The sequence below is a fragment of the Streptomyces xantholiticus genome (assembly GCF_014651015.1).
Taxonomy (GTDB): domain Bacteria; phylum Actinomycetota; class Actinomycetes; order Streptomycetales; family Streptomycetaceae; genus Streptomyces; species Streptomyces xantholiticus.
Genome location: NZ_BMWB01000006.1, coordinates 227,781 through 249,917, shown reverse-complemented (window position 1 = coordinate 249,917; position 22,137 = coordinate 227,781). Strand labels below are relative to the sequence as shown.

Annotated in this window: 18 protein-coding genes; 11 read left to right on the top strand and 7 right to left on the bottom strand. The window is 71.4% G+C overall.

Annotation, left to right across the window (positions count from 1 at the left end; all coding sequences use genetic code 11):
- The first annotated feature begins 160 nt into the window (after window positions 1–160).
- The 6 genes from zwf to IE198_RS13135 all read left to right on the top strand — a co-directional run bounded on the left by zwf (window position 161) and on the right by IE198_RS13135 (window position 9,542).
- Window positions 161–1,744 (top strand): glucose-6-phosphate dehydrogenase, encoded by a 1,584-nt coding sequence (gene zwf / locus IE198_RS13160; protein WP_229833888.1) that lies wholly within the window; start codon window positions 161–163, stop codon window positions 1,742–1,744.
- Entirely contained in the window at window positions 1,741–2,688 is a 948-nt protein-coding gene (opcA, locus tag IE198_RS13155; protein WP_189885994.1) for a glucose-6-phosphate dehydrogenase assembly protein OpcA, read from the top strand. Before zwf ends, opcA begins: the two co-directional genes overlap by 4 nt.
- Window positions 2,689–3,188: 500 nt before the next feature.
- Complete coding sequence (locus IE198_RS13150) at window positions 3,189–3,407, top strand: type A2 lantipeptide (protein ID WP_189885992.1); 219 nt, start codon at window positions 3,189–3,191, stop codon at window positions 3,405–3,407.
- A gap of 153 nt (window positions 3,408–3,560) precedes the next feature.
- Window positions 3,561–4,367 (top strand): HlyD family efflux transporter periplasmic adaptor subunit, encoded by an 807-nt coding sequence (locus IE198_RS13145; RefSeq protein WP_189885990.1) that lies wholly within the window; start codon window positions 3,561–3,563, stop codon window positions 4,365–4,367.
- Complete coding sequence (locus IE198_RS13140) at window positions 4,364–6,676, top strand: NHLP family bacteriocin export ABC transporter peptidase/permease/ATPase subunit (protein ID WP_189885989.1); 2,313 nt, start codon at window positions 4,364–4,366, stop codon at window positions 6,674–6,676. The genes IE198_RS13145 and IE198_RS13140 overlap by 4 nt, the downstream gene beginning before the upstream one ends.
- A gap of 1 nt (window position 6,677) precedes the next feature.
- Window positions 6,678–9,542 (top strand): NHLP bacteriocin export ABC transporter permease/ATPase subunit, encoded by a 2,865-nt coding sequence (locus IE198_RS13135; protein WP_373299848.1) that lies wholly within the window; start codon window positions 6,678–6,680, stop codon window positions 9,540–9,542.
- A 35-nt stretch (window positions 9,543–9,577) separates the two neighbouring features.
- On the opposite strand, the gene IE198_RS13130 is transcribed toward IE198_RS13135, so the two are convergent.
- A complete protein-coding gene (locus IE198_RS13130; RefSeq protein ID WP_189885985.1) occupies window positions 9,578–9,961 on the bottom strand; it encodes a hypothetical protein in 384 nt (127 codons plus the stop codon).
- Between the two features lie 329 nt (window positions 9,962–10,290).
- A complete protein-coding gene (locus tag IE198_RS13125; RefSeq protein WP_189885983.1) occupies window positions 10,291–11,214 on the bottom strand; it encodes a MurR/RpiR family transcriptional regulator in 924 nt (307 codons plus the stop codon).
- 211 nt (window positions 11,215–11,425) lie between these two features.
- On the opposite strand from IE198_RS13125, the gene IE198_RS13120 reads away from it, so the two are divergent.
- Both IE198_RS13120 and IE198_RS13115 read left to right on the top strand, forming a co-directional pair.
- Window positions 11,426–13,963, top strand: a complete 2,538-nt coding sequence (locus tag IE198_RS13120) for a SpoIIE family protein phosphatase (RefSeq protein ID WP_189885981.1) — start codon at window positions 11,426–11,428, stop codon at window positions 13,961–13,963.
- A gap of 28 nt (window positions 13,964–13,991) precedes the next feature.
- Complete coding sequence (locus IE198_RS13115) at window positions 13,992–14,771, top strand: uracil-DNA glycosylase (RefSeq protein ID WP_189885979.1); 780 nt, start codon at window positions 13,992–13,994, stop codon at window positions 14,769–14,771.
- A 7-nt stretch (window positions 14,772–14,778) separates the two neighbouring features.
- Here the strand turns inward: IE198_RS13115 and IE198_RS13110 are convergent, their stop codons facing one another.
- From IE198_RS13110 to IE198_RS13095, 4 genes are all read right to left on the bottom strand, one after another.
- Window positions 14,779–16,878 (bottom strand): xanthine dehydrogenase family protein molybdopterin-binding subunit, encoded by a 2,100-nt coding sequence (locus tag IE198_RS13110; protein WP_189885977.1) that lies wholly within the window; start codon window positions 16,876–16,878, stop codon window positions 14,779–14,781.
- Window positions 16,875–17,876 (bottom strand): FAD binding domain-containing protein, encoded by a 1,002-nt coding sequence (locus tag IE198_RS13105; RefSeq protein WP_189885975.1) that lies wholly within the window; start codon window positions 17,874–17,876, stop codon window positions 16,875–16,877. The genes IE198_RS13110 and IE198_RS13105 overlap by 4 nt, the downstream gene beginning before the upstream one ends.
- A complete protein-coding gene (locus tag IE198_RS13100; protein WP_189885973.1) occupies window positions 17,873–18,436 on the bottom strand; it encodes a 2Fe-2S iron-sulfur cluster-binding protein in 564 nt (187 codons plus the stop codon). The genes IE198_RS13105 and IE198_RS13100 overlap by 4 nt, the downstream gene beginning before the upstream one ends.
- A gap of 78 nt (window positions 18,437–18,514) precedes the next feature.
- Window positions 18,515–20,107: an FAD-dependent oxidoreductase gene (locus tag IE198_RS13095; protein ID WP_189885972.1), complete on the bottom strand. Its 1,593-nt coding sequence runs from the start codon at window positions 20,105–20,107 to the stop codon at window positions 18,515–18,517.
- Between the two features lie 153 nt (window positions 20,108–20,260).
- Here IE198_RS13095 and IE198_RS13090 point away from each other — a divergent pair, with 153 nt between their 5' ends.
- The 3 genes from IE198_RS13090 to IE198_RS13080 are packed head-to-tail and all read left to right on the top strand — an operon-like array spanning window position 20,261 to window position 21,369.
- Window positions 20,261–20,413 (top strand): hypothetical protein, encoded by a 153-nt coding sequence (locus tag IE198_RS13090; RefSeq protein WP_189885970.1) that lies wholly within the window; start codon window positions 20,261–20,263, stop codon window positions 20,411–20,413.
- 34 nt (window positions 20,414–20,447) lie between these two features.
- A complete protein-coding gene (locus IE198_RS13085) occupies window positions 20,448–20,798 on the top strand; it encodes a DUF3040 domain-containing protein (RefSeq protein ID WP_189885968.1) in 351 nt (116 codons plus the stop codon).
- A gap of 13 nt (window positions 20,799–20,811) precedes the next feature.
- Entirely contained in the window at window positions 20,812–21,369 is a 558-nt protein-coding gene (locus IE198_RS13080) for a DUF6328 family protein (protein ID WP_268246471.1), read from the top strand.
- 80 nt (window positions 21,370–21,449) lie between these two features.
- On the opposite strand, the gene IE198_RS13075 is transcribed toward IE198_RS13080, so the two are convergent.
- Window positions 21,450–21,842 (bottom strand): DUF6479 family protein, encoded by a 393-nt coding sequence (locus tag IE198_RS13075; RefSeq protein ID WP_189885964.1) that lies wholly within the window; start codon window positions 21,840–21,842, stop codon window positions 21,450–21,452.
- Window positions 21,843–22,137: the final 295 nt, after the last annotated feature.

The following is a 22,137-nucleotide window of genomic DNA, read 5'->3' as shown; positions in this document are numbered from 1 at the left end:
AGCGCGGCCCGGGGCCGGCGGGTGTGCCCGCAAAACAGCGATCAATCCCCTTGCGCGGAACTCGCACCGACGGGTGTGTGAGCCCCGGCAGGATCAGCGGGAGATGCGATCCTCGGAAAGGACGCATCCGCACGCCGTCGGCGCAGGGAGGCCTGACCGCATGTCAGAGAACCGGTCGCAGAGCAGGTCGCAGCAGAGGACGCGACAGCGGTCGCTCGGCAGCGGCTGGGCGAATCCGCTGAGGGACCCGCTCGACCGGCGGCTGCCCCGTATCGCCGGTCCCTCCGGGCTGGTGATCTTCGGCGTCACCGGTGACCTGTCGCGCAAGAAACTGATGCCCGCCGTGTACGACCTGGCCAACCGGGGGCTGCTGCCGCCGGGCTTCTCGCTCGTCGGCTTCGCCCGCCGGGAATGGCAGGACCAGGACTTCGCGGCGGAGGTCCACCAGGCCGTCAGGGACCATGCCCGCACCCCGTTCCGTGAGGAGGTCTGGCGTCAGCTCTCACAGGGAATGCGTTTCGTCCAGGGCGACTTCGGCGACGACGCCGCGTTCGAGCAGCTGAAGGCCACCGTCGAGGACCTCGACAAGGCTCAGGGCACCGGTGGCAATTTCGCCTTCTACCTCTCCGTACCACCGAAGTTCTTCCCTGAGGTCGTCCAGCAACTGAAGGACCACTCACTGTCAAACGCGCCCAAGGGGTCCTGGCGCCGGGCGGTCATCGAGAAGCCGTTCGGCCATGACCTGGAGAGCGCCCGCGACCTCAACGAGATCGTGCACGAGGTGTTCGCGCCGGACGAGGTCTTCCGTATCGACCACTATCTGGGCAAGGAGACCGTCCAGAACATCCTGGCGCTGCGGTTCGCCAACACGCTCTTCGAACCGATCTGGAACCGGTCGTACGTCGACCATGTGCAGATCACGATGGCCGAGGACATCGGCATCGGCGGCCGCGCCGGCTACTACGACGGCATCGGCGCCGCCCGTGACGTGATCCAGAACCACCTCCTCCAGCTGCTGGCGCTGACCGCGATGGAAGAGCCGGCCTCCTTCGACGCCGCCTCCCTCGTCACCGAGAAGCTCAAGGTCTTCAAGGCCGTCAAGGTCCCGGCGGACTTGGCCGGACACACCGTGCGGGCGCAGTACGCGGCCGACTGGCAGGGGGGCGAGAAGGTCCTCGGGTATCTCCAGGAGGAGGGCATCGCCCCCGACTCCCGGACCGACACCTACGCCGCGATCAAGCTGGAGATCGACAACCGCCGCTGGGCGGGGGTCCCCTTCTATCTGCGGACCGGCAAGCGGCTGGGCCGCCGCGTCACCGAGATCGCGGTCGTCTTCCAGCGCGCCCCGCACTCGCCGTTCGACTCCACCGCCACGGCGGAACTCGGCGAGAACGCGCTGGTCATCCGCGTCCAGCCGGACGAAGGCGTGACCGTGCGGTTCGGCTCCAAGGTGCCGGGTACATCGATGGAGCTGCGCGACGTGACGATGGACTTCGCCTACGGGGAGTCGTTCACGGAGTCCAGCCCCGAGGCGTACGAACGCCTCATCCTCGACGTGCTGCTGGGGGATGCCAATCTCTTCCCGCGGACCGAGGAGGTGGAGGAGTCCTGGCGGATCCTCGACCCCGTCGAGGAGTTCTGGGACCGCAGCGGCAGGCCGGCGCAGTACCCGGCCGGCACCTGGGGGCCCGCCGAAGCGGACGAAATGCTCGCACGAGACGGACGGAGCTGGCGAAGGCCATGAAGACCGACCTCACCGACACCACGGCCAGCAAGATCAACAAGGCGCTCGTCAGGGGACGTCGTGCGATCGGCACCCCGGCCGTCGGCATGGTGCTCACCCTGGTCATCGTCACCGACGAGGAGAACGCCTACGACGCGATCAAGGCAGCGGGAGACGCCTCCCGTGAACACCCCTCCCGCACCCTGGTCGTCATCAAGCGCCATGCCCGCTCGCCGCGGGAGCGCCACGAAACCCGCCTCGACGCCGAGGTACGCATCGGCAGCGACGCCGGAGCCGGCGAGACCGTGCTGCTGCGGCTCCACGGTGAACTCACCCACCGCGCCGACTCGGTGGTGCTTCCGCTGCTGCTGCCCGACGCCCCCGTCGTCGTCTGGTGGCCGGTGGACGCACCGCCCGTGCCCGCCAAGGACCCGCTGGGGGCGCTCGCCCAGCGGCGCATCACCGACGCGTACGCGGTGGAGCGGCCGATCGAGGAGCTCGACGCCCGCGCCGCCGGGTACGAGCCGGGTGACACCGACCTCGCCTGGACCAGACTCACGCCGTGGCGCTCCATGCTCGCCGCGGCGCTCGACCAGGCCCGTTCGGAGGTCGTCTCCGCCGTGGTCGAGAGCGAGGCCGACAACCCCAGCGCCGAACTGCTCGCCCGCTGGTTCTCCGACCGGCTGCAGGTGCCGGTCGAACAGGTCGTCACCGACGGGCCGGTCGTCACCGCCGTCCGGCTCCACACGGTGGACGGCGAGATCCACATCGACCGGCCGGAAGGGCCGGTGGCCCGGCTCAGCATCCCCGGGCAGCCCACCCGGGTCCTCGCGCTGAAAGTGCGCAGTACGGCCGAACTGATCGCCGAGGAACTGCGCCGGCTCGACCCGGACGAGGCATACGCCGCGGCACTTCGCGCCGAGATCACCGCACCTGCGCAGAGAGCGGCCGCGGACACCGCCTGAGGTAACGCTCCGCACTTGCGTGATTACTCGTCCCGGGGTGGAGTGCATTGTCGCTCCACCCCGGTGTGAAGGCTTTGTGAGGTGCCGTCAAGAAACCTCGACCTCCCGTGAATCTGCACACTCAATACTCATGCGGCACACGGTCTGCCCTCGCTGTCTTCCGTCCTGACCTGCCGGCATCTGCCTCTGTGCGGGAATGTCCACTTCGCCGTGAAGCGGCCGCGTGTCTTCTGTGCGCGCGAGTTTGACGGTCCGGTGAAGAAGGTGGCGTCAATTGATGCAGGGCCGTCCACGTGGGGGCAATTGGGTGCCGCTCTCCGCGTGGATCCGCTGTCCGGGATTGGCCGCCCAAGTGCCTCACATGCTTTGATCCTTCGCACCGCGGGATTCGAAGAAGGGTTCCTGGTCCGGGAATCCCCCCACGCCCGCCGGGCGGCCGGCCCACTCCTTTCGCGTGGCCGGTCGCAGCAATTCGCAGTATCCATCCGAAGGGAACTTTCATGAGCTTCGTCCCCACCCAGGAGATCTCCGACTCCGAGCTCGACAACGTGGCCGGCGGCCTCCACAGCCAGACCGTGGACAACGTCGTGGCCGCTGCGAACATCATCGCCCCGGTCTCCGAGACCGTCGCTACCGCCTCCGGTGTCGTCGCGGGTGCCACTGGCATCAACGCGGCCAGCATCGGCGGCCCGGTCTCCGGTGTCGTCGCGGGTCTGTAAGTCCTACGGCTCGCCGGCACCCCGCTCTGCCGGCATCGCCGAGCCGTGTGCCCCGGAGCCTGCCAGGTTCCGGGGCGCGCGGCCGCGCGCGGTTGACCGGTCATGCCGCGCGCCGAACTCCCCGTAGTCCTCGGCAGTTGAGGGAAGAGCAACGTGCAGTTCCGTAAGCAGGCCCTTTCCAAGCTGCAATCGCCGGAAGAAATCGACCTTCCGGTGCGTTTCGCCCGTCCGCAGGGCCAGCTCGTGCTGATCGTCACCGTGGTCGTGATGATCGCCGCGGGCGGGTGGGCCATGACGGGCACCGTGTCCTCCACGCTGGACGCACCCGGCATCCTCACCCACGCGCAGGGCAGTTACGTACTGCAGAGTCCGGTCGCCGGCCAGGTCACCGAGGTCCTCGCGGAGGAGGGCGAACTGGTCCGCGCCGACGCGCCCCTGTTGAAGGTCCGCACCGCACAGGGCGGGACCGTCGTCCGTACCGTCGCCGCCGGCCGGGTGACCGCGCTCGTCGCCACGATCGGGTCCGTCGTCACCCCCGGCTCGGACGTCGCGGCGGTCGAACGGATCGAGGAGGCGGACGACCCGCTGATGGCCGTGGTGTACGTGCCCGCCGAGCGCGGTTCGTCGGTACCCGTCGGCGCGAAGGTCGACCTCAGCGTCCAGTCCGTGGCGACCGAGCAGTACGGAGTCCTGCGCGGCCGCGTCACGTCCGTGGGCAGGACGGCGCAGACCCGGCAGCGGATCGCCGCCTTCCTCGGCAGCAGCCAGCTGGGCGAGCAGTTCTCGCAAGCCGGTCAGCCCGTTGCCGTTCTGGTCGAGCTGGAGCGTACGCAGAGCACCGAGTCCGGCTACCGGTGGTCGTCCTCCGAAGGGCCGCCGTACCCGCTCGAATCCATGACCCTGACCGGCGGTGCCGTCCACCTTGCAGAGCAGCGCCCGATCGATTGGCTGCTGCCGTGACACAGACGAACCACAACGCCCCTGTATCCGGAAGGCAGTTGCCGCCGGCAGCCGGCCGCGGCAGGCACCGGCCGGAGGCGGCGGCGCCGGGCGGACGGCGCGGGTCGCGCCGCGCCGCTCCGCCGCCCCGGCGCAGGCAGCAGCGGCGCGCCGGCAGGCCGGGCACCGTCCGCACGCCCACTGTGCTGCAGATGGAGGCCGTGGAGTGCGGTGCCGCCGCTCTCGCCATGGTCCTCTCCCACTACGGGCGCCATGTGCCGCTCGAGGAGCTCCGGATCGCCTGCGGCGTCTCCCGGGACGGTTCACGCGCCAGCAACGTGCTCAAAGCGGCCCGCAGTTACGGCCTCGCCGCCAAGGGCATGCAGATGGAGGCGACCGCCCTCGCCGAGGTGCAGCCGCCCGCCATCCTGTTCTGGGAGTTCAACCACTACGTCGTCTACGACGGCACGGGACGCCGGTTCGGCCGGCGCGGCGTCCACATCAACGACCCGGACAAGGGGCGCCGGTTCGTAGCCGCGGAGGACTTCGACACCAGCTTCACCGGTGTCGCCCTGGTCTTCGAACCCGACCGCAACTTCCGCAAGGGCGGCCGGAAGCCGGGCATCATGTCGGCCGTCCCGGCCCGGCTCCGCGGAACCACCGGCACCCTGTTCGCCGCCTTCCTGGCCAGTCTGCTCCTCGTCGCGGTCGGCGCGGCGGTCCCGGCGCTCAGCCGTACCTACATCGACATGTTCCTGATCGGCGGCCGAACGTCGCTGCTCGGGACGCTGTTCGCCGCCATGGCCGTGATGGTGGCGCTGACCGCCGTGCTCACCGGGCTGCAACAGGCGAACCTGCTGCGCGGGCGGATCATCTCCTCGACCCTGAGCAGCGCCAGGTTCCTTCGCCATCTGTTGCGGCTGCCCGTCACGTTCTTCGCGCAGCGCAGCCCGGCCGACCTGGTGCAGCGGCTGCAGTCCAACGACGCCGTGGCCGAGACCCTCGCCCGCGACCTGGCGGCGGCCGCCGTCGACGGCGTCGTGGTGATCCTCTACGCCGCGCTGCTGTGGAGCTACGACCCCCAGCTCACCGTGCTCGGCGTGCTCATCGCGCTGCTCAACGTCGTCGCGATGCGCATCGTCATCCGGCTGCGCTCCACACACACCCAGAAGCTGCGCGCCGACAGCGCCCGCCTCACCAACACCTCGTACACCGGCCTCCAGTTGATCGAGACCATGAAGGCGACCGGCGGAGAGAACGGCTTCTTCCGCCGCTGGGCGGGCCAGCACGCCACCACCCTGGACGTCCAGCAGCGCCTCGGCGTGCCCAGCGCGGTCCTGGCCGTCGTCGCGCCCACCCTCGCCACGCTCAACAGCGCCCTCATCCTCTGGATCGGCGGACTGCGGGCCGTCGAAGGCCATATATCGATCGGTCTCCTTGTCGCCTTCCAGGCGCTCGTGGCCCGCTTCACCGCCCCGATCACCCGGCTGAACGGAGTCGCGGGCCGGATCCAGGATTTCGCCGCGGACATGGCCCGCCTCAAGGACGTGGAGAGCTTCCCGGTCGACCCCCTCTACTCCCGCGACGAGCCCGACCCGAGCAGCCGTCGGCTCAAGGGCCATGTGACGCTCGAGAACATCACCTTCGGCTACAGCCCGCTCGACGCGCCGCTGCTGAGCGGTTTCTCCCTCAGCGTCGGGCCCGGCCGGCAGGTGGCCCTTGTCGGCGGCTCCGGCAGCGGCAAGTCGACCGTCTCCCGGCTGATATCGGGCCTCTACCGCCCCTGGGAGGGGACCATCCGCATCGACGGCCGGCTCCTCGAGGACATCCCCCGCGGCGCGCTCGCCGCGTCCGTCTCCTTCGTCGACCAGGACATCTTCCTCTTCGAGGGCACCGTCCGCGACAACGTGACCCTGTGGGACCCCTCCATCCCGGACGAGGCGGTCGAGGCCGCCCTGCGGGACGCGGCCGTCCACGACGTCGTGATGCGACGCCCCGACGGCATCCACAGCCGCGTCGAACAGGACGGCCGCAACTTCTCGGGCGGGCAGCGCCAGCGCCTCGAGATCGCCCGGGCGCTGGTGCGCCGGCCGAGCATCCTGGTGCTCGACGAGGTCACCAGCGCCCTTGACGCGGAGACCGAGCGGATCATCATCGACAACCTCCGTCGGCGCGGCTGCGCATGCGTCGTCATCGCCCACCGGCTGAGCACCGTGCGCGACAGCGACGAGATCGTGGTCCTCGACCATGGCGCCGTCGTCGAACGCGGCCGCCACGAGGAACTGGTCGCCGCGCAGGGGGCGTACGCCGAGCTGGTCAAGGAGCACTGACGTGTCGTCCGTTCACCCCCCGGCCACCGGCCACCAGCCTGCCTTCGCGCAGACCGACCCGGTGATCCACGCGCTCGGCGGCATGGGAACGCCCGTCGACTGCACCGGTCTGCGCAGTCTGCATCTGGAAGGGCCGCTGGTGCTGTGGCTCGTCGTGGGCGGGACGCTGGACCTGTTCGCCGTGGACGCGGCCGAGCAGGGCCACTGGCACTTCCTCGGCCGCCTCGACCCGGGCACCCTGCTCCTCGGCCCGGTCGAGGGCCCCCGGCACACACTGACCGGCCGGCCCTCGCAGGACTGCGTGCTGCGCCGGATCCCGCTGCGGGAGCTGTACGTGCCGGAGTACGCGGAGTACGCCGAGCCGTATCCGTCCGCGTATCAGGACCCGTACGGCCGCACGGCCACCTCCCAACTGGAGTACGCCTTCGGACTGGGTGTCGGTCGCGGCCTCGGGGTGCTGTTCGAGGCGCCGCTCGAGGGCCACTCGGCCGCCGAGACCATGGCCGACGACGACGTCCTGTGGATGCAGGTCGAGCCGGGCAGTGTTCAGTACGGCGCCACCTACAGCGCCGAGGCGGCGGGCGACCTGCTCGTCGAGGGCGCCATGTGGCAGCGCATGGTGAACCAGCAGTACCGGTTGCTGTCCGCGGTGGACGGCTGGATCGAGGAGCTGGAACGGGCCCACGAGGACCGGACCGCCGCCGGTATCAAGGCCGGCGCCGACGCCGGAGCCCGCGCCGACGAGGCGCTGCTCGCCTCCATCGGCAGACCGGACCGGGCCTCGCGCGGCCACGGGGGAGCGGACGGCGACGACACGCTCCTCGCGGTGTGCCGCCACGTCGCCCGCGCCGCCGGGGTCACCCTGGCCGACCCGCCGAAAGGCGGGCCCGCGGAGGACCGCGTGGGCCCCGTCGAACGCATCGCCGTCGCCTCCCGTGTCCGCACCCGTCCGGTCCGCCTCCAGGGCCACTGGTGGCGCACCGACGCCGGTCCGCTCGTCGGCCACCGGGCCGCCTCCGGAGCACCCGTCGCACTGATCTGGCGCCGTGGACGCTACGAGGCGGTCAACCCTCTCACCCGCTCCCGGACCCGGATCGGCAAGGAGAACGCCGGCGAGTTCGGGGAACGCGCCGTCATGTTCTACCGGCCGCTGCCCGAGCGGCCCGCGAGCGTCCGGGGGCTGGTGCGCTTCAGCCTCCGCGGCACCCGCATGGACGTGCGGAACCTGCTGCTCGGCGGCCTCGTCACCGTCGCCCTCGGCGCGCTCGTGCCCATCGCCACCGGACAGGTCCTCGGCGTGTACGTGCCCAAGGCGCAGACGGACCTGATCGTGCAGCTCTCGCTCGCCGTCATGATCACCGGCATCGTCACCGCCGCGTTCATGCTCTTGCAGAACCTGACCATCCTGCGGATGGAGGGACGTATCGAGAGCACCCTTCAACCCGCTGTCTGGGACCGGCTGCTGAGGCTGCCGACCAGGTTCTTCGCCGAGCGGTCGACCGGGGAACTGGCCAGCGCGGCCATGGGCATCTCCTCGATCCGCCGCGTCCTGTCCGGCATCGGCCCGGTGGCCCTGCAGTCCACCACCGTCGGTGCGATGAACGTCGGGCTGCTGCTCTGGTACAGCGTGCCGCTGGCTCTCGCCGCCATCGGCATGCTGCTCGTCATCGGCGCGGTGTTCCTCGGCATGGGGCTCTGGCAGGTCCGCTGGCAGCGCAGGCTGGTGGAACTGAGCAACAAGCTCAACAACCAGGCGTTCCAGACCCTGCGGGGCCTGCCGAAACTCAGGGTCGCGGCGGCGGAGAGCTTCGCGTACGCCGCCTGGGCACGGCGGTTCGCCCGCTCCCGCGAACTCCAGCAACGGGTGGGCCGCATCAAGAACCTGACCACCGTGCTGGACGCCGTCTACCTGCCGCTCTGCTCGCTCATCATGTTCATGCTGCTCGCCGGCCCGGCGCGCGGCTCGATGTCGGCGGGCGAGTTCCTCACCTTCAGCACCGCCGTCACCATGCTGCTGACCTCGGTCACCCAGCTCACCGGTGTGCTGGTGAGCGCGGCGGCCGCGCTGCCCATGTTCGAGCAGGTGCGCCCGATCCTGGACGAGGCACCGGAGGCGCGCGGGGGGAGCGCCCAGCCCGGCACGCTGTCCGGAGCCGTCGAGGCCAGGAAGCTGACCTTCCGTTACGCCGAGGACGGCCCGCCCGTCCTCGACGACGTGTCGCTCCAGGTGCGGCAGGGGGAGTTCGTGGCGATCGTCGGGCCCAGCGGATGCGGCAAGTCGACCCTGCTGCGGCTGCTCATCGGCTTCGACCGCCCCGCCTCCGGGACCGTCCTCTACGACGGCCAGGACCTGGCGGCCCTCGATCCCGCCGCCGTACGCCGGCAGTGCGGTGTGGTCCTCCAGAACGCGCAGCCCCTCACCGGGTCCATCCTCGACTGCATCTGCGGCGCGGAGACGTTCTCCCAGGAGGAGGTCTGGGAGGCCGCCGAGATGGCGGGCCTCGCGGAGGACATCAGGCGGATGCCGATGGGACTGCACACCCTGATCTCGTCCGGCGGCGCGATCTCGGGCGGCCAGCGCCAGCGGCTGATGATCGCCCAGGCGCTGGTGCGGCGGCCGCGCATCCTCTTCTTCGACGAGGCGACCAGCGCGCTGGACAACGAGACCCAGCGCGTCGTCATCGAGAGCACCCGCCGGCTGGACGCCACCCGCGTGGTGATCGCGCACCGGCTGTCCACCGTCATGGACGCGGACCGGGTGATCGTCATGGAGGAGGGCCGGGTCGTCGAGGAGGGCCGCCCCGCCGACCTCGTCGCGGACACGGCCGGACGCCTGCATGAACTGGTGCGGCGGCAGCTGGCGTGAGCGGAACGGGCAGCGCCCCGTCGGACGGGTTGGGCCTACCGCCTGCGGTGTGTGCCGCCGCCCGTGAGGAGCGCGTCGCCGACGAGCCTGGCGCCGCGGGCGAGGCGGCCGAGCTGCTCGAGTTCGACGGCGTATAGCCGGATCGTGTTCTCGATGACCGTCTCCGCCACGCCCAGTGTGGGCAGTTCCGTCCGGGACGTCTGCATTGCCACGCGTACCGCCCGTATCTCGTGCTGGAGTTGCAGCTGTGCGTGGCGGGCCAGCAGGACGGGGTGCCGGGTGAGCGTCGAGTAGCCGGCGTACCGGGCGGGAAGCAGATCGCGCAGCCAGCGGGCGGCGCTGCGCTCCCAGTCGTGACTGCCGGGGGACTTGACCTGGCAGGGCCAGTCCGGGCTCGCCGTGGAGAGGGGCTGGGACATCGTCGTCGCTCCGGATGGTGCCGATGAACTCTGATCGAGAGAGGTGCGGCGGTCCCGGCCCAGGGGTTGACCGGGACCGCCGAGGGCATCCGCGGCGGAATGCGGAGCCCGGATTGAACACCTTCGGACGGCGCGAGGAGGGAGCGCCGTCCCTGGGTGTCCGCTTTGAGGGGGCTCGGGTCTGGCCCCTCATGGCGACGGAGGACCCGGGTGCCACGAGTAGTAAATATATATACCGTCGAGTAAGCAAGGGTATGAAAAATTTCATGCACCGCCGGGCATGAAAAAGTCCGCTAAGAGACCGGTTCGAGCTGCAAAAGACAGGCGGATCAGTCGTCGATGAAGAAGTCGTGCTGATCGGCCACCTGCTCGTAGCCCTCGAGCCGCAACTGCGTCCGCCCCGGATCCGCGTCGGCCATCGCTTGCAGCACGGCGGCAGAGAGCACGCCGGGCGCCGCGTAGGAGTCGAAGACCAGCCGTGAGCCCGTCCCGGCCGTCAGCGTCACTTCGGCCTCCTCCACCAGTGGCCCGAGCGTCAGGTCGGTGATCAGCGCGACCCGCAGTCCGGTGCGGCGGGCGGCCCGCAGGGCCGCCAGCGTCTCGTTGGCGTGCCGCGGCATCGCGAAGGCCAGCACCCACGTCCCGCCGGCCGCGCGGGACTGCAGCAGCGCGTCGTAGGCCACGCTCCCGCCGCGGGTCACGAGCCGCACATCGGGGTGGATCCGGCGTGCGGCATAGGCGAAGTACTCCGCGAGCGACACCGAGATACGCAGGCCCAGGACCGTCAGGGGCACCGACAGCGCCAGCTCCCGTCCGATGTCGAGCACCCGGTCGGTGTCCGCGAGCACCCGCCGCAGGTTCTCCAGGTTCTGGATCTCGGCGTCGACGGCGGCCTGCAGCTCGTTCCGGCGGATCTCCGCCCGGCTCTCCGGAGACCCGGCGACCGCGCTGAGCGCGATCGGCTGCAGCGCCTCCCGCAGCGCCGGATAGCCGGTGTAGCCGAGGGACGTGGCGAACCGGGTCACCGACGGCTGGCTCACACCGACACGTTCCGCGAGGTCGGTGATCGACAGGAACGCCGCCTCCGGCAGATGGTCGATGATGTACTGGGCGATGCGCCGCTGACCGGGGGAGAGCCGGTGGCCGCCGAGCAGTGCGAGGACCCGCTCAGCGGGAGTGGGCTCCTGCTCCTCGGGCTGCCCGCCCGGGGTGATCGCGGCCGCCTGCGCACGTTCCTGCTGCCCTGATGGCACCGGTGTGCCCCCTTCTGTGTCAAGCCCGTGCTCAACATAGCCCACCTGTCGCGCCCGTCAGGCCCCTTGTCCGTACGGCAGGCGGCCCCGCGCCCGGCACTCGGGGGCCGCGCCCGTCAGGCCGCTTGTCCGTACGGCAGGCGGCCCCGCGCCCGGCACTCGGGGGCCGTGGCCGGACGGTTACGCAGCCCGTGCGGCAGGACCGGAGGAGATGCGGCCCCCGGCCGCCGGGGAGCATGCTGGCAGGGTGACCTGGTACGGCGAGGGCGGGCCCGGGCCGCCCGCCGAGCACGGTTCGGATCCCGTGGGCAGGGACGGGGGCGACCCGCAGTCGGACGAGCTCGCCATGGTCCTCGCCCAGGCGGAGGCCGGCGCCGTCGAGGCCGTCGGAGGGTTCGCGGGCGGCCTCTACCTGCGGTCCCGCGCACGGGAACAGCTGCACCTCGCGGTGATCGCGGGGCTTCCGCCCCAATTGTTCCGTCAGTGGTGGAACATGCATGTGAACCGCCCCTTCCCCCACTCGGACGTCTACCGCACCGGACAGCCCGTCTACCTCGGCGACGCCGAGGAGGCCATGCGCCGCTACCCGCAGCTCATGGCGGGCCTGCCCTTCCCCTTCGCGTCGCTCTACGTGCCGATCTCCCACGAGCGGGAATGCTTCGGCGTCCTTGCGGTGCTGCGCCCGGCCACCCCCGGCGTGCCGGTCTCCGACGCCGACCGGCGGCGTATCCACCAGGTGGGCACCCGGCTGGGCGCCACGCTGGCCGCCATGGTGGACCGACCGCGTATCGAATGGGACGCCGAACCACTCGCCGTGACCCTGCAGTCCCTGACCTCGCCGCCGCTTCGCATCGGTGCCTTCGACTGGAACCTCGAGGCAGGCACCGTGACCGGTGACGAAGGCTGGCGCGCCATCCTCGCAGTCCGGCCGGAGGACCTCCCGCTCACTGCGGACGCGGTGGCCGCGCGAATCGATCCGGAGGACGCGTACGGGCTGTGGGCACTCGGCCGCCGGTCGGCCGAGTCGGACCAGCCGGTGACCCGCAGAATGCGGCTGCAGGGAGCCGACGGCCGACCGCACCTGCTCGAACTCACCGGGCGTCGCAGACGGCCCTCCGACGAGGCGGGCGCCACGCATCTGACCGGCTACCTGATCGACCTCGGCGCCGGCCCGGTCGTCGCCGAATCCGCCGACCGGCTCCCGTTCGGTGTCTGTTCGCTCGACCGCCTCGGTCGCATCTCCTACCTGAACGACCACGCGGAGCGGCTCCTCGGACGGCAACGGGCCGATCTGATCGGACGCGCGCTGTGGGAAGCCGTCGACCTGTTCGGACCCGCGCACGAGGACCACTTCCGGGCCGCCATGCTGTCGCCCGACGCGGTCCACTTCATCGTCCGGCACACCGACGAATGGCTCTCCGTCACCCTCCATCCGGGCCTCGACGGGCTGACCGTCACCTTCAGCAGCAAGGAGCAGCCCGCCTACGCCCCCAGCTCCGCGGACAGTCCCGGAACCGGTGTCGGATCACCGGAGGACCGGACGGTCGCCCTGTACCGCCCGGTCGCCCTCGCCATCGCGCTGACCGAGGCGGTGACGGCCCGGCAGGTCTCCGCCGTGGTCACGGAGGAACTGTTGCCCGCCTTCGGTGGCCGCCAGCTGGCGATCTACCTGCTGAGCAATCGTCACCTCCACCTCGCCTGGGAAACCGGGTTCCCTCGAGGGTTCCTCAACCGTTTCGAGGGCGTGGGACTCGATGCGAAGCTGCCGGGCGTCGAGACCCTCACCACGGGCCGTCCGCTCTTCTTCGAGTCGATGCAGCATCTCGCCGGCGCCTACCCGGGCATCCCCCTCGACGCCCACGTCGGCGCCCGGGCCTTTCTGCCGCTGATCGCCTCCGGCCGCCCCGTCGGCTCGTGCATCCTCGGCTTCGACCAGCCACGCGACTTCAGCCCGGAGGAGCGCACGGTCCTCACCGCGCTCGCCGGACTCATCGCCCAGGCCCTCGAACGCGCCCAGCGCTACGACTCCGAGGCTGCGCTCGCACGGGGCCTCCAGGACGCACTCCTGCCGCACCGGCTGCCCGTGGTCGAACACCTCGACACCGTCGGCCGGTATCTCCCGGGCACCCAGGGCATGGAGGTCGGCGGTGACTGGTACGACGTCATCGACACCGGTCGGGGACCGGCCATCATCATCGGCGACGTACAGGGCCACGGGGTGCAGGCCGCCGCCACCATGGGGCAACTGCGCAGTGCCGTCAGGGCGCTTGCCGTCAGCGGTCACACCCCCGTGGAGGTGATGAGCGGGACCAACCGGCTGCTGATCGACCTCGATACCGGTCTGTTCGCCAGCTGCTGCTACATCGTCCTCGATCCGGCCACGGGCCGCGCCCAGGCGGTGCGCGCGGGCCACCCCCAGCCCTTGCTGCGGCACCCGGACGGGAGCACCGAAGTCCTCGACCTGTCCGGCGGCGTCGTTCTGGGCGTCGACGCAAATGCCCCCTATCCGGCCACCGAGCTGACCCTGGAGCCCGGTGCGGTGCTCGCCCTGTTCACCGACGGCCTCGTCGAACAGCCCGGGACGGACATCGACCTCGGCATCGAACGGCTGCGCCGCACGCTGGCCGACATGGGCCCCGTCCCCTTGGCGGACACCGCGGACCGGCTGATCAACGAGGCCTGTCAGACACCCGACCGCCCCGACGACATCGCCCTGCTGCTCGCGGCCCGCTGGTCGACACCGGCATGACCCGAAAGACAGGGACTAGCGTGGACGCATGCCCAGCCATCGCGCGCCCGCCCCGCCCCCAGGTCCGGCGGACGACGACTTCCCCGCCCGGACGGCCCCGGGCTGCACCGGTCTCGCCGAGCTCGACGCAGCGGTCGGCCGGTGCCGTGCCTGCCCGAGACTGGTTGTCTGGCGGGAACAGGTCGCCCGGGCCCGGCGGCCGGCGTTCGCCGACTGGGAGTACTGGGGCAGGCCGGTCCCCGGCTTCGGACCCGCCGACGCGTCGCTCGCGGTCGTCGGACTGGCGCCCGCCGCCCACGGCGGCAACCGCACCGGCCGGATGTTCACCGGCGACGACTCCGGCGACCTGCTCTTCGCCGCCCTGCACGCCGTCGGTCTCGCCTCGCAGCCGACGTCCACGCACCCCGGCGACGGCCTCGTCCTGAACGGCGTACGCGTCACCGCACCCGTCCACTGCGCCCCGCCGGAGAACCGGCCCACCCCCGACGAGCGGAACACCTGCCGCCCCTGGCTGGCACGGGAGTTGTCGCTGCTGACGGGACTGCGCGCCGTCGTCGTCCTCGGCGGCTTCGGATGGCAGGCGCTGCTGCCCGTCCTGGAAGCCGCCGGCCACCGGCTGCCGAGGCCGCGGCCCGTGTTCGGTCACGGCGCCCATGTCGTGCTGCCCGGGGACGACGACCGGTCCGCGCTGCATGTGCTCGGCTGCTACCACCCGAGCCGCCGCAACGTGTTCACCGGCCGGCTCACCCTTCCGATGCTCGTCGACGTGCTCCGGCACGCCGCGCGCGTCAGCGGCCTCAGCAGCTGATCGACCGTCAGCCGAGCGACTCCAACACCTTGTCCGGGGTGAGCGGCAGATTCCTGAGGCGGACGCCCGTCGCATGGCGCACCGCGTTGGCCACGGCCGCGGCGGTGCCGACGATGCCGATCTCCCCGATGCCCTTGCTGCCCATCGGGTTGAGATGCGGGTCGTCCTCCTCGATCCACTGCGCCTCGATCGACCGTACGTCGGCGCAGACGGGCACGTGGTACGAGGCCAGGTCGCACTCCGCGAAGTCCCCGAACCGCTCGTCCATCGTGCTGCCCTCCATCAGCGCCATCCCGATGCCCATCGTCATTCCGCCGATGAACTGCGAGCGTGCGGTACGGGCGTTGAGAATGCGGCCCGCCGCATACACCCCGAGCATCCGGCGCACCCCCACCTCGCCCGTCACCGTGTCCACCTGCACCTCGCAGAAGACGGCACCGAACGCGTGCCGGGCGTGGGCTGGCTCCGCGCCGGTCTCCTCCCTGGTGTCCGCCGTGACGGTCACACCCTCCGGCGGCAGTTCGCCGCTCAGATCCGCGAGGCGCCCGGCGAGCTGCGAACAGGCCTTGTGAACCGCCCAACCCCAGGACGCGGTACCGGACGAGCCGCCTGCCAGCGGGGCCTTCGGCAGATCCGAGCTGCCGATCTCGACGATGACCGACTCCAGCGGCACGTTCAGCGCCTGTGCCGCGATCTGTGCGAGTACGGTCCTCGCCCCGGTGCCGATGTCGGTGGCGTTGACCCGGATCCGGTGGACGCCGCCGGGGCCCGCGTGGGCCGAGGCGGAGGACGGGGCGATGTAGACGGGATAGGTGGCGGCCGCGACGCCGCTGCCGATCATCAGATCGCCCTCGCGGGTGACGCCCGGCCGGGGATCCCGGCGCTGCCAGCCGAAGAGGTCCTGGCCCCGGCGGAGGCATTCGCCGAGGTGCCTGCTGCTGAACGGCAGGCCCGAGTCCGGCTCGGTGTCCGGTTCGTTGCGCAGCCGCAGCTCGATTGGATCCAGTCCCGTGGCGACGGCGAGTTCGTCCATCGCACACTCCAGGGCGTACATGCCCGGTGTCTCGCCCGGGGCCCGCATCCATGACGGGGTCGGCACGTCGAGCGCGGTCACCCGGTGCACGGTGCGGCTGTTGGGGGAGACGTACATGACACGGGCCGGGACCGCGGCCTGCTCCACGAACTCCCTCACCCGCGAGGTCTGGGTGACCACCTCGTGGGCGAGGGCCGTCATCCTCCCGTCCGCGCCGGCGCCGAGCCGGACACGATGCAAGGTCGGCGCCCGGTGGCCGACGACCGCGGGCATCTGCCGCCGCGGCAGGGACACCTTGACGGGACGCCCCGTGTGCCGGGCGGCCATCGCGGCCAGCACCACCGGCGGCCGCGCCGTCCCCTTCGACCCGAAGCCGCCCCCGACGTGCTCCGACACCGCGGTGATCTGCTTCCTGTCCAACCCGAACAGCTGGGCCAGGGCGTCCCTGACGGAACCCGAGCCCTGGCTGGAGTCCCACACGGTCAGCCGGCCGTCGTGCCAGTGGGCCGTAGCGGCGTGCGGCTCCATCGGATGGTTGTGCAGCGCGGTGAGGTCGTACGCGGCGTCGACGCGGACGTCGGCCGAGTCGTACGCGCCGTCGAAGTCGCCGCGCTCGCGCACGGCCGGAAAGCCGCCGTTGACCTCCTCGGGTGTATAGAGCCCGGGATGCCGGTCGGTGAGCCGTAGGTCGTGCTCCTCGGTCTCGTAGTCGACACGCAGGGCGGCGGCCGCCGCCCGGGCGTTCTCGAGGGTGTCGGCCACGGCCAGGGCGATGTGCCAGCCGCGGTGCGGGACACGGTCGTCCTGCAGGAGCCGGAGCGTGGGATCGTCCGGCTCCCCGAGGCGGGGCGCGTTCTCGTGGGTGAGCACCGCGATCACGCCGGGCATGTCGAGCACGTCCGCCGTGCCGAGCGCCGTCACCCGGCCTCTGGCGACGGCCGCCGGCACCGGCCAGCCGTACGCGCAGCCCGACGGCGTGTGTTCGGCGGCGTACCGCGCATGGCCGGCCGCCTTCTCGCGGGCCTCCAGCCGTTCCGCGGGCGCACCCAGCACCGTGGTGGCCGTCCTGCTCATGACTGCTCCCCGGTGTCGTCGCCGGCCAGCCCGCTGAGAACGTCCACCGCGAGATTGCGTGCGAGCTGCACCTTGAACGCGTTGTCCCGCAACGGCTCCGCCGCCGCGAGCTCCGCCTCCGCCGCCTGCGCGAAGGTGGCCGGGGTGGCCGGCGCCCCCGCGAGCAGTTCCTCCGCCCGGCGGGCGCGCCAGGGCCGGTGGGCGAGACCGCCGAAGGCCAGCGCCGCGTGCCGGATCCGCCCGTCCTCGACCGCGAGGACCGCGGCGACGGAAACCAGGGCGAAGGCGTACGAGGCACGGTCGCGGGCCTTGCGGTACGCCGATCGGGCGCCGGGCGGCACCGGCGGCAGCTCCACGTTCGTGATCAGCTCGCCGACGCGGATCTCGGTGTCCACCTGAGGACGGTCACCCGGCAGCCGGTGGAAGTCGGTGACCGGCAGCGACCGGTCTCCGTCGGTGGAGTGCAGATGGACCGAGGCGTCGAACGCGGCGAGCGCCACGGCCATGTCAGAGGGGTGGGTGGCGACGCAGTGTTCCGAGTGGCCGAACACGGCGAGGTCGCGGTGGACCCCTTCCCTGGCCGGGCAACCGGTGCCCGGAGCGCGCTTGTTGCAGGGCTTGGAGATGTCCTGGAAGTAGGTGCAGCGTGTGCGCTGGAGGAGATTTCCGCCGGTGGTCGCCGCGTTGCGCAACTGGTCGGAGGCTCCGGAGAGCAGTGCCTGCGACAGCGCGAAGTAGCGCGTCCGCACCGCCGGATGGGCCGCGAGATCGCTGTTGCGCACGGCGGCGCCGATGAGGAGGCCGCCTCCCGGGACTCCCTCGACGGTGTCGAGCGGCAGCCGGCTCACATCGATGAGCACGTCCGGGGTCGCGACGCCGAGTTTCATCAGATCGACGAGGTTGGTGCCGCCCGCCAGGTACTGCGCGCCGGTGTGCGCGGCGAACGCGGCGACGGCTTCCGCGGCCGTGCCGGGTCGGACATAGGCGAAGGGCTTCACAGGGTCACGTCCTCGATGGCCGCCACGATGTTGGGGTACGCGCCGCAGCGGCACAGATTGCCGCTCATGCGCTCGCTGATCTCCTGGGGTGTCAGTTCCACGGGTCCCTCCGGCCGCTGCCGGCCGGTCACCAGGGAGGGCCGGCCGTCGGCCGCCTCCGCCAGCATCGCGACCGCGGAGCAGACCTGGCCGGGAGTGCAGTAGCCGCACTGGAGGGCGTCCCTGGCGACGAACGCCTCCTGCACGGGATGGAGTTCGCCGCCGGGTCCGAGTCCCTCGGCCGTGGTGATGTGCGCGTCGTCGTGGGACACGGCCGGCATCAGACAGCTGTTGACCCGCCGCCCGTCGGTGATGACGGTGCACGAGCCGCACTGGCCGTGGTCGCACCCCTTCTTCGGGCCCGTCAGATCCAGGTGCTCGCGCAGGGCGTCCAGGACGGTGGTGCGGTGGTCGAGTGTCAGGGTGTGCCTGACTCCGTTGACATGCAGGGTGACCGCGGACTGATGGGCGCCCTCCCCGGTCGGGGCGCCCGAGGTCTCCGGTCGGCTGGTTGCGTCCACGCCGCAGCCCTTCCGGTCGGGTGATGACGTTTTGCTCTACTTCCTACCAGCATGTGGAGGATCGCGCGGGTCGATGACTCAGGATCCGTCCACGCCGTCCGAGCCGTCGACGTGCCGCACTTCGAGGGGCCGGAGCGCCGGGCCGTTCAGTACCGAGCCGTCCACGGCGAACCTGGAGCCGTGGCAGGGGCAGTCCCAGCTGCGCTCCGCCTCGTTGAACGACACCAGGCACCCCAGATGGGTGCAGCGGGCCGACACCGCATGGCAGACGCCCTCGTCGTCGCGGTACACGGCGCAGCGCCGCCCGCCCAGACGCACGACCGCACCCGTCCCGGGGGCGATGTCGGACGCGGAGTCCACATGGGTGGTACGCAGCCGGTCCCCGACGAAGTGCCTGCCGACCTCCGCCTGCTGGGAGATCAGGGTCGGCGCCTCCCGCAGGGTGCTCCACAGCCGGCGCGGGTCGTACAGGTCCGTCCACGGGGGTCGCACGGCACAGATCAGGCCGGTCAGCAACCGCCCGGCCAGTACGCCGCCGCTCATGCCCCAGCCGCCGAAGCCGGTCGCCACATAGGTGTGCCGGGCACCCGGGTGGAAGGGACCGATCAGCGGCACGCGGTCGCTCGGGTCGTTGTCCTGCGCGGCCCAGCGGTACCTGGTCTCCTCCACGGCGAAATGCGTGTGCATCCACTCGTCGAGGCGTTCGATCCGCTCCGGGACGTCCGCCGTGCCGGGCGTGAAGTGCTCCCCGGTGACGATCAGCAGCCGGCGGCCGTCGCCCAGCGGTGCCGTCCGCACCGACCGTTTGTCGCCGTCCTCGGTGATGTACATGCCTGCCGGGTCGCGGTCGGTGGGCAGCGGCGCCGCCACCACCAGCTCGCGGCGCGGCGACATCCGGGCGAACAGCAGTGCCCGGTCGAAGACGGGGAAGTGCGTGGCGACGACGACGTCACGCGCAGTCACACGGAATCCGCTCTCCGTGGTGAGCCGGCAGGGTGTGCCCTCCTGCAGACCGGTCACCCTGGTCCGCTCATGGATGGTGTTGCCGTACGCGGTGAGGTCGTGGGCGAGAGCGAGGAGGTACTTACGCGGGTGGAACTGCGCCTGCTCCTCCACCCGCACCGCACCGGCGACCGGGAACGGCAGCCCGGTGTCCTCCACGTACGCCGCGTCCAGACCCGCCTCGGCCGCGGCCTCTGCCTCGCTCTTCAGTGAGGAGCGCTCGGCACCGTCCCGGGAGTAGACATAGGACGGGCCGCGCTCGAACTCGCACTCGATGCCGAGCGCGGAGGCGACCTCGGCGACGCGTTCCACGGCTGCCTGCTGGGACCGTGCGTAGAGCCGGGCGCCCTCTGTGCCCCTGGTCCGCCGCAGCCGGTCGTAGATCATGCCGTGCTGTGCCGTGACCTTCGCCGTCGTGAAGCCCGTCACGCCGGTCGCGATCCGGTCCGCCTCGAGCACCACCACCGACCGGCCGCCCTCACGGGTCAGTTCCCATGCCGTGCTCAGACCGGCGATCCCGCCGCCCACGACGGCCACGTCGACCTCGAGGTCGGTGGTCAGCGGAGGGTAGGAGGTGGTGTCGCTGGTGCGGATCCAGTGCGAGTCCGTCGTACGCGTGCGGGAGTGCGTTCCCTCGGCCACACGCGGAGAATGAGAGTCGTTCGACATGCCGTCCGAGTGCCCCGCAACCGGCCGCCGAAGCGTTCGCGGCCAAGCGGCTCGCCGAGTGACTGACGTGAGGCGGACGGGGTACTCGGAAGAACACATATCCGGCAGGCCAGGCACTTCGCCGGCACCGAGAACCAAGAGGAGGTGTCAGCCGTGGAGACCCGGTCCGACACCGAAAGGATCACCAGTCGCATCTCCGAGCAGGAACGGGTACGCACCTGCAGACCCGCCGTCGTGACGCGGGGAGAGTCCGACCGCCAGGGGGAGAACAACCCGGAGGCCAACATCGTCCGGGGCGAGGACTGAACCGAAGGCCCGACAGCGTACGGAGGTGCCAGCCATGGACGGACCCGGACTCTCCGAGCCGGAACGGCTGATCCTCGCCGAGATCGAACGGGATCTGCGCACCGACGAGTTCCTGGACCGTCGTCTGCGGACGATGAGTCCGGGGCCGCCGCTGGTGCGGGTCACCCACCGGTTCCGGTCGCATCTGCTCGCCGTCGGCGTCTGCGTGCTGGCGGCACTGACATGCGTCCTGCTGGTGATGGCGGCGTCCACCTCGGCACCCGGCCTCATCTGGGCGTTCGCCACCACCTGGGCACTGACCCTGGTCGGTCTGCTGCTGCTCGTCTGCCGCTGGTCCAAACGGCTGGCAGGCCGCCGCCGCGAGCGCGGGCCGGGCCGGGCCTGAACGGCGGCGGTCGATGGGGATAGCGCGCACCGGCCCGGGAGGGCGCCGCGAGAGCGATCAAGAACGCTTGAACCGACTGTGGGGAGAGCTGTTGCGCGAGGTGAGGGTCGCCCTCGCCGCCGTGCAGCTGCTCTTCGCCTTTTTGCTGGCCGTCGCGTTCACCCCGCTCTTCTCCGCCCTCGGCGATGGCGACCGCGCCATGTACGTGGCCTCCTTGATGCTGGGAGCGGCCGCGACCGGCGTGCTGATCGCACCCGTCGGCATTCACCGTATGGTCACCGGCCGTGGACTGAAGTACGAGGCGGCCAGGTGGGCCTCACGGCTCACCCTGGTGGGGCTGGCGCTGCTTCTGTGCATGGTGGCGCTCGCCCTGCTCCTCGTGCTGCGCAGTGTCGCGGCGCTCGGCGACACGACCGCGCTGGTCATGGCCGCTGCCGTCGTCGTCGGCCTCGCGCTCTGCTGGCTGGTGCCGGCGGCCGTGATACGCCACGGCAACGGTCCCGCACCCGAGAGCGGGCGGGATCCGAACGAGAGCGGGCGGGATCCGAGGAAGAGCCCTGCCGAGGGCTGAGTGTGCCCGGCCCCAGCGGGCCGGGCAGGGCTGAACGCCGCCGGCCCCAGTGCCGGCGGCGCTGCGGATCCCGGGGGGCCTCAGCCTCCGTGGCCGCCACTGCCGAAGGCGCCACCGCTCTCGTCGGAGTCACGCGGCGGCTTCTTCTCGGGCACCGGGCGCGACCCCATGTTTCCGTAACCGTGGAGTTCGTGAGGCGTCAGCCGGCCCGGGACCTCATGACCTTCGCTGATGTCGAAGTCGTCGGGTTCCAGACGGCTCTCGTAGTGGGTCTGGTGATCGGGGCGCCTCGGCTGCTCGTCCGCCTGCGGCGGCGCGTCACGCCGTCGGCGCGCGCCCACCTGCCAGACGATCCATACGAGCAGCACCAAAAGACCGATCACGATCAGGCCGAAGACAATGACCGCGGGTGCTCCCTCACCGGCCGCGAGGAGGGTCTCGACGTCCCCGGCCGGCTGGTTGAAAGTGACCATGCATACCGGGTACCCAATCTCACCGGTATATCCGCCGGTGGATCCCCGGGCGCCACGCCGCATGGAGTGGGTCCGCCTCGGGCGGCCCGCCCGGACCTGCGGACGGCGGGTCACTCCATGGCGGCTGCCAGGGCCGATGCCGGGCGGGCGGCGGGGCCGTTGGTCCCGATGCTGTGCAGGGCCTCGACGCGTGCGGAGACGGCTCGCGGGCCCACCGATCATCCGCGCGCCGGCAGCGGCGGCCGCCGGGCATGCCGCCCGCGCCTCGCGCCGCGCATGGCGCTACGCCGGACGG

Bases quoted from the DNA above. Each gene is read 5' to 3' on its own strand.
- IE198_RS13130 (WP_189885985.1), bottom strand. From the start codon at position 9,961: ATGTCCCAGCCCCTCTCCACGGCGAGCCCGGACTGGCCCTGCCAGGTC.
- IE198_RS13095 (WP_189885972.1), bottom strand. From the start codon at position 20,107: ATGTCGAACGACTCTCATTCTCCGCGTGTGGCCGAGGGAACGCACTCC.
- IE198_RS13115 (WP_189885979.1), top strand. From the start codon at position 13,992: ATGCCCAGCCATCGCGCGCCCGCCCCGCCCCCAGGTCCGGCGGACGAC.
- IE198_RS13085 (WP_189885968.1), top strand. From the start codon at position 20,448: ATGGACGGACCCGGACTCTCCGAGCCGGAACGGCTGATCCTCGCCGAG.
- IE198_RS13080 (WP_268246471.1), top strand. From the start codon at position 20,812: ATGGGGATAGCGCGCACCGGCCCGGGAGGGCGCCGCGAGAGCGATCAA.
- IE198_RS13110 (WP_189885977.1), bottom strand. From the start codon at position 16,878: ATGAGCAGGACGGCCACCACGGTGCTGGGTGCGCCCGCGGAACGGCTG.
- IE198_RS13150 (WP_189885992.1), top strand. From the start codon at position 3,189: ATGAGCTTCGTCCCCACCCAGGAGATCTCCGACTCCGAGCTCGACAAC.
- IE198_RS13120 (WP_189885981.1), top strand. From the start codon at position 11,426: ATGCGGCCCCCGGCCGCCGGGGAGCATGCTGGCAGGGTGACCTGGTAC.
- IE198_RS13075 (WP_189885964.1), bottom strand. From the start codon at position 21,842: ATGGTCACTTTCAACCAGCCGGCCGGGGACGTCGAGACCCTCCTCGCG.
- zwf (WP_229833888.1), top strand. From the start codon at position 161: ATGTCAGAGAACCGGTCGCAGAGCAGGTCGCAGCAGAGGACGCGACAG.
- opcA (WP_189885994.1), top strand. From the start codon at position 1,741: ATGAAGACCGACCTCACCGACACCACGGCCAGCAAGATCAACAAGGCG.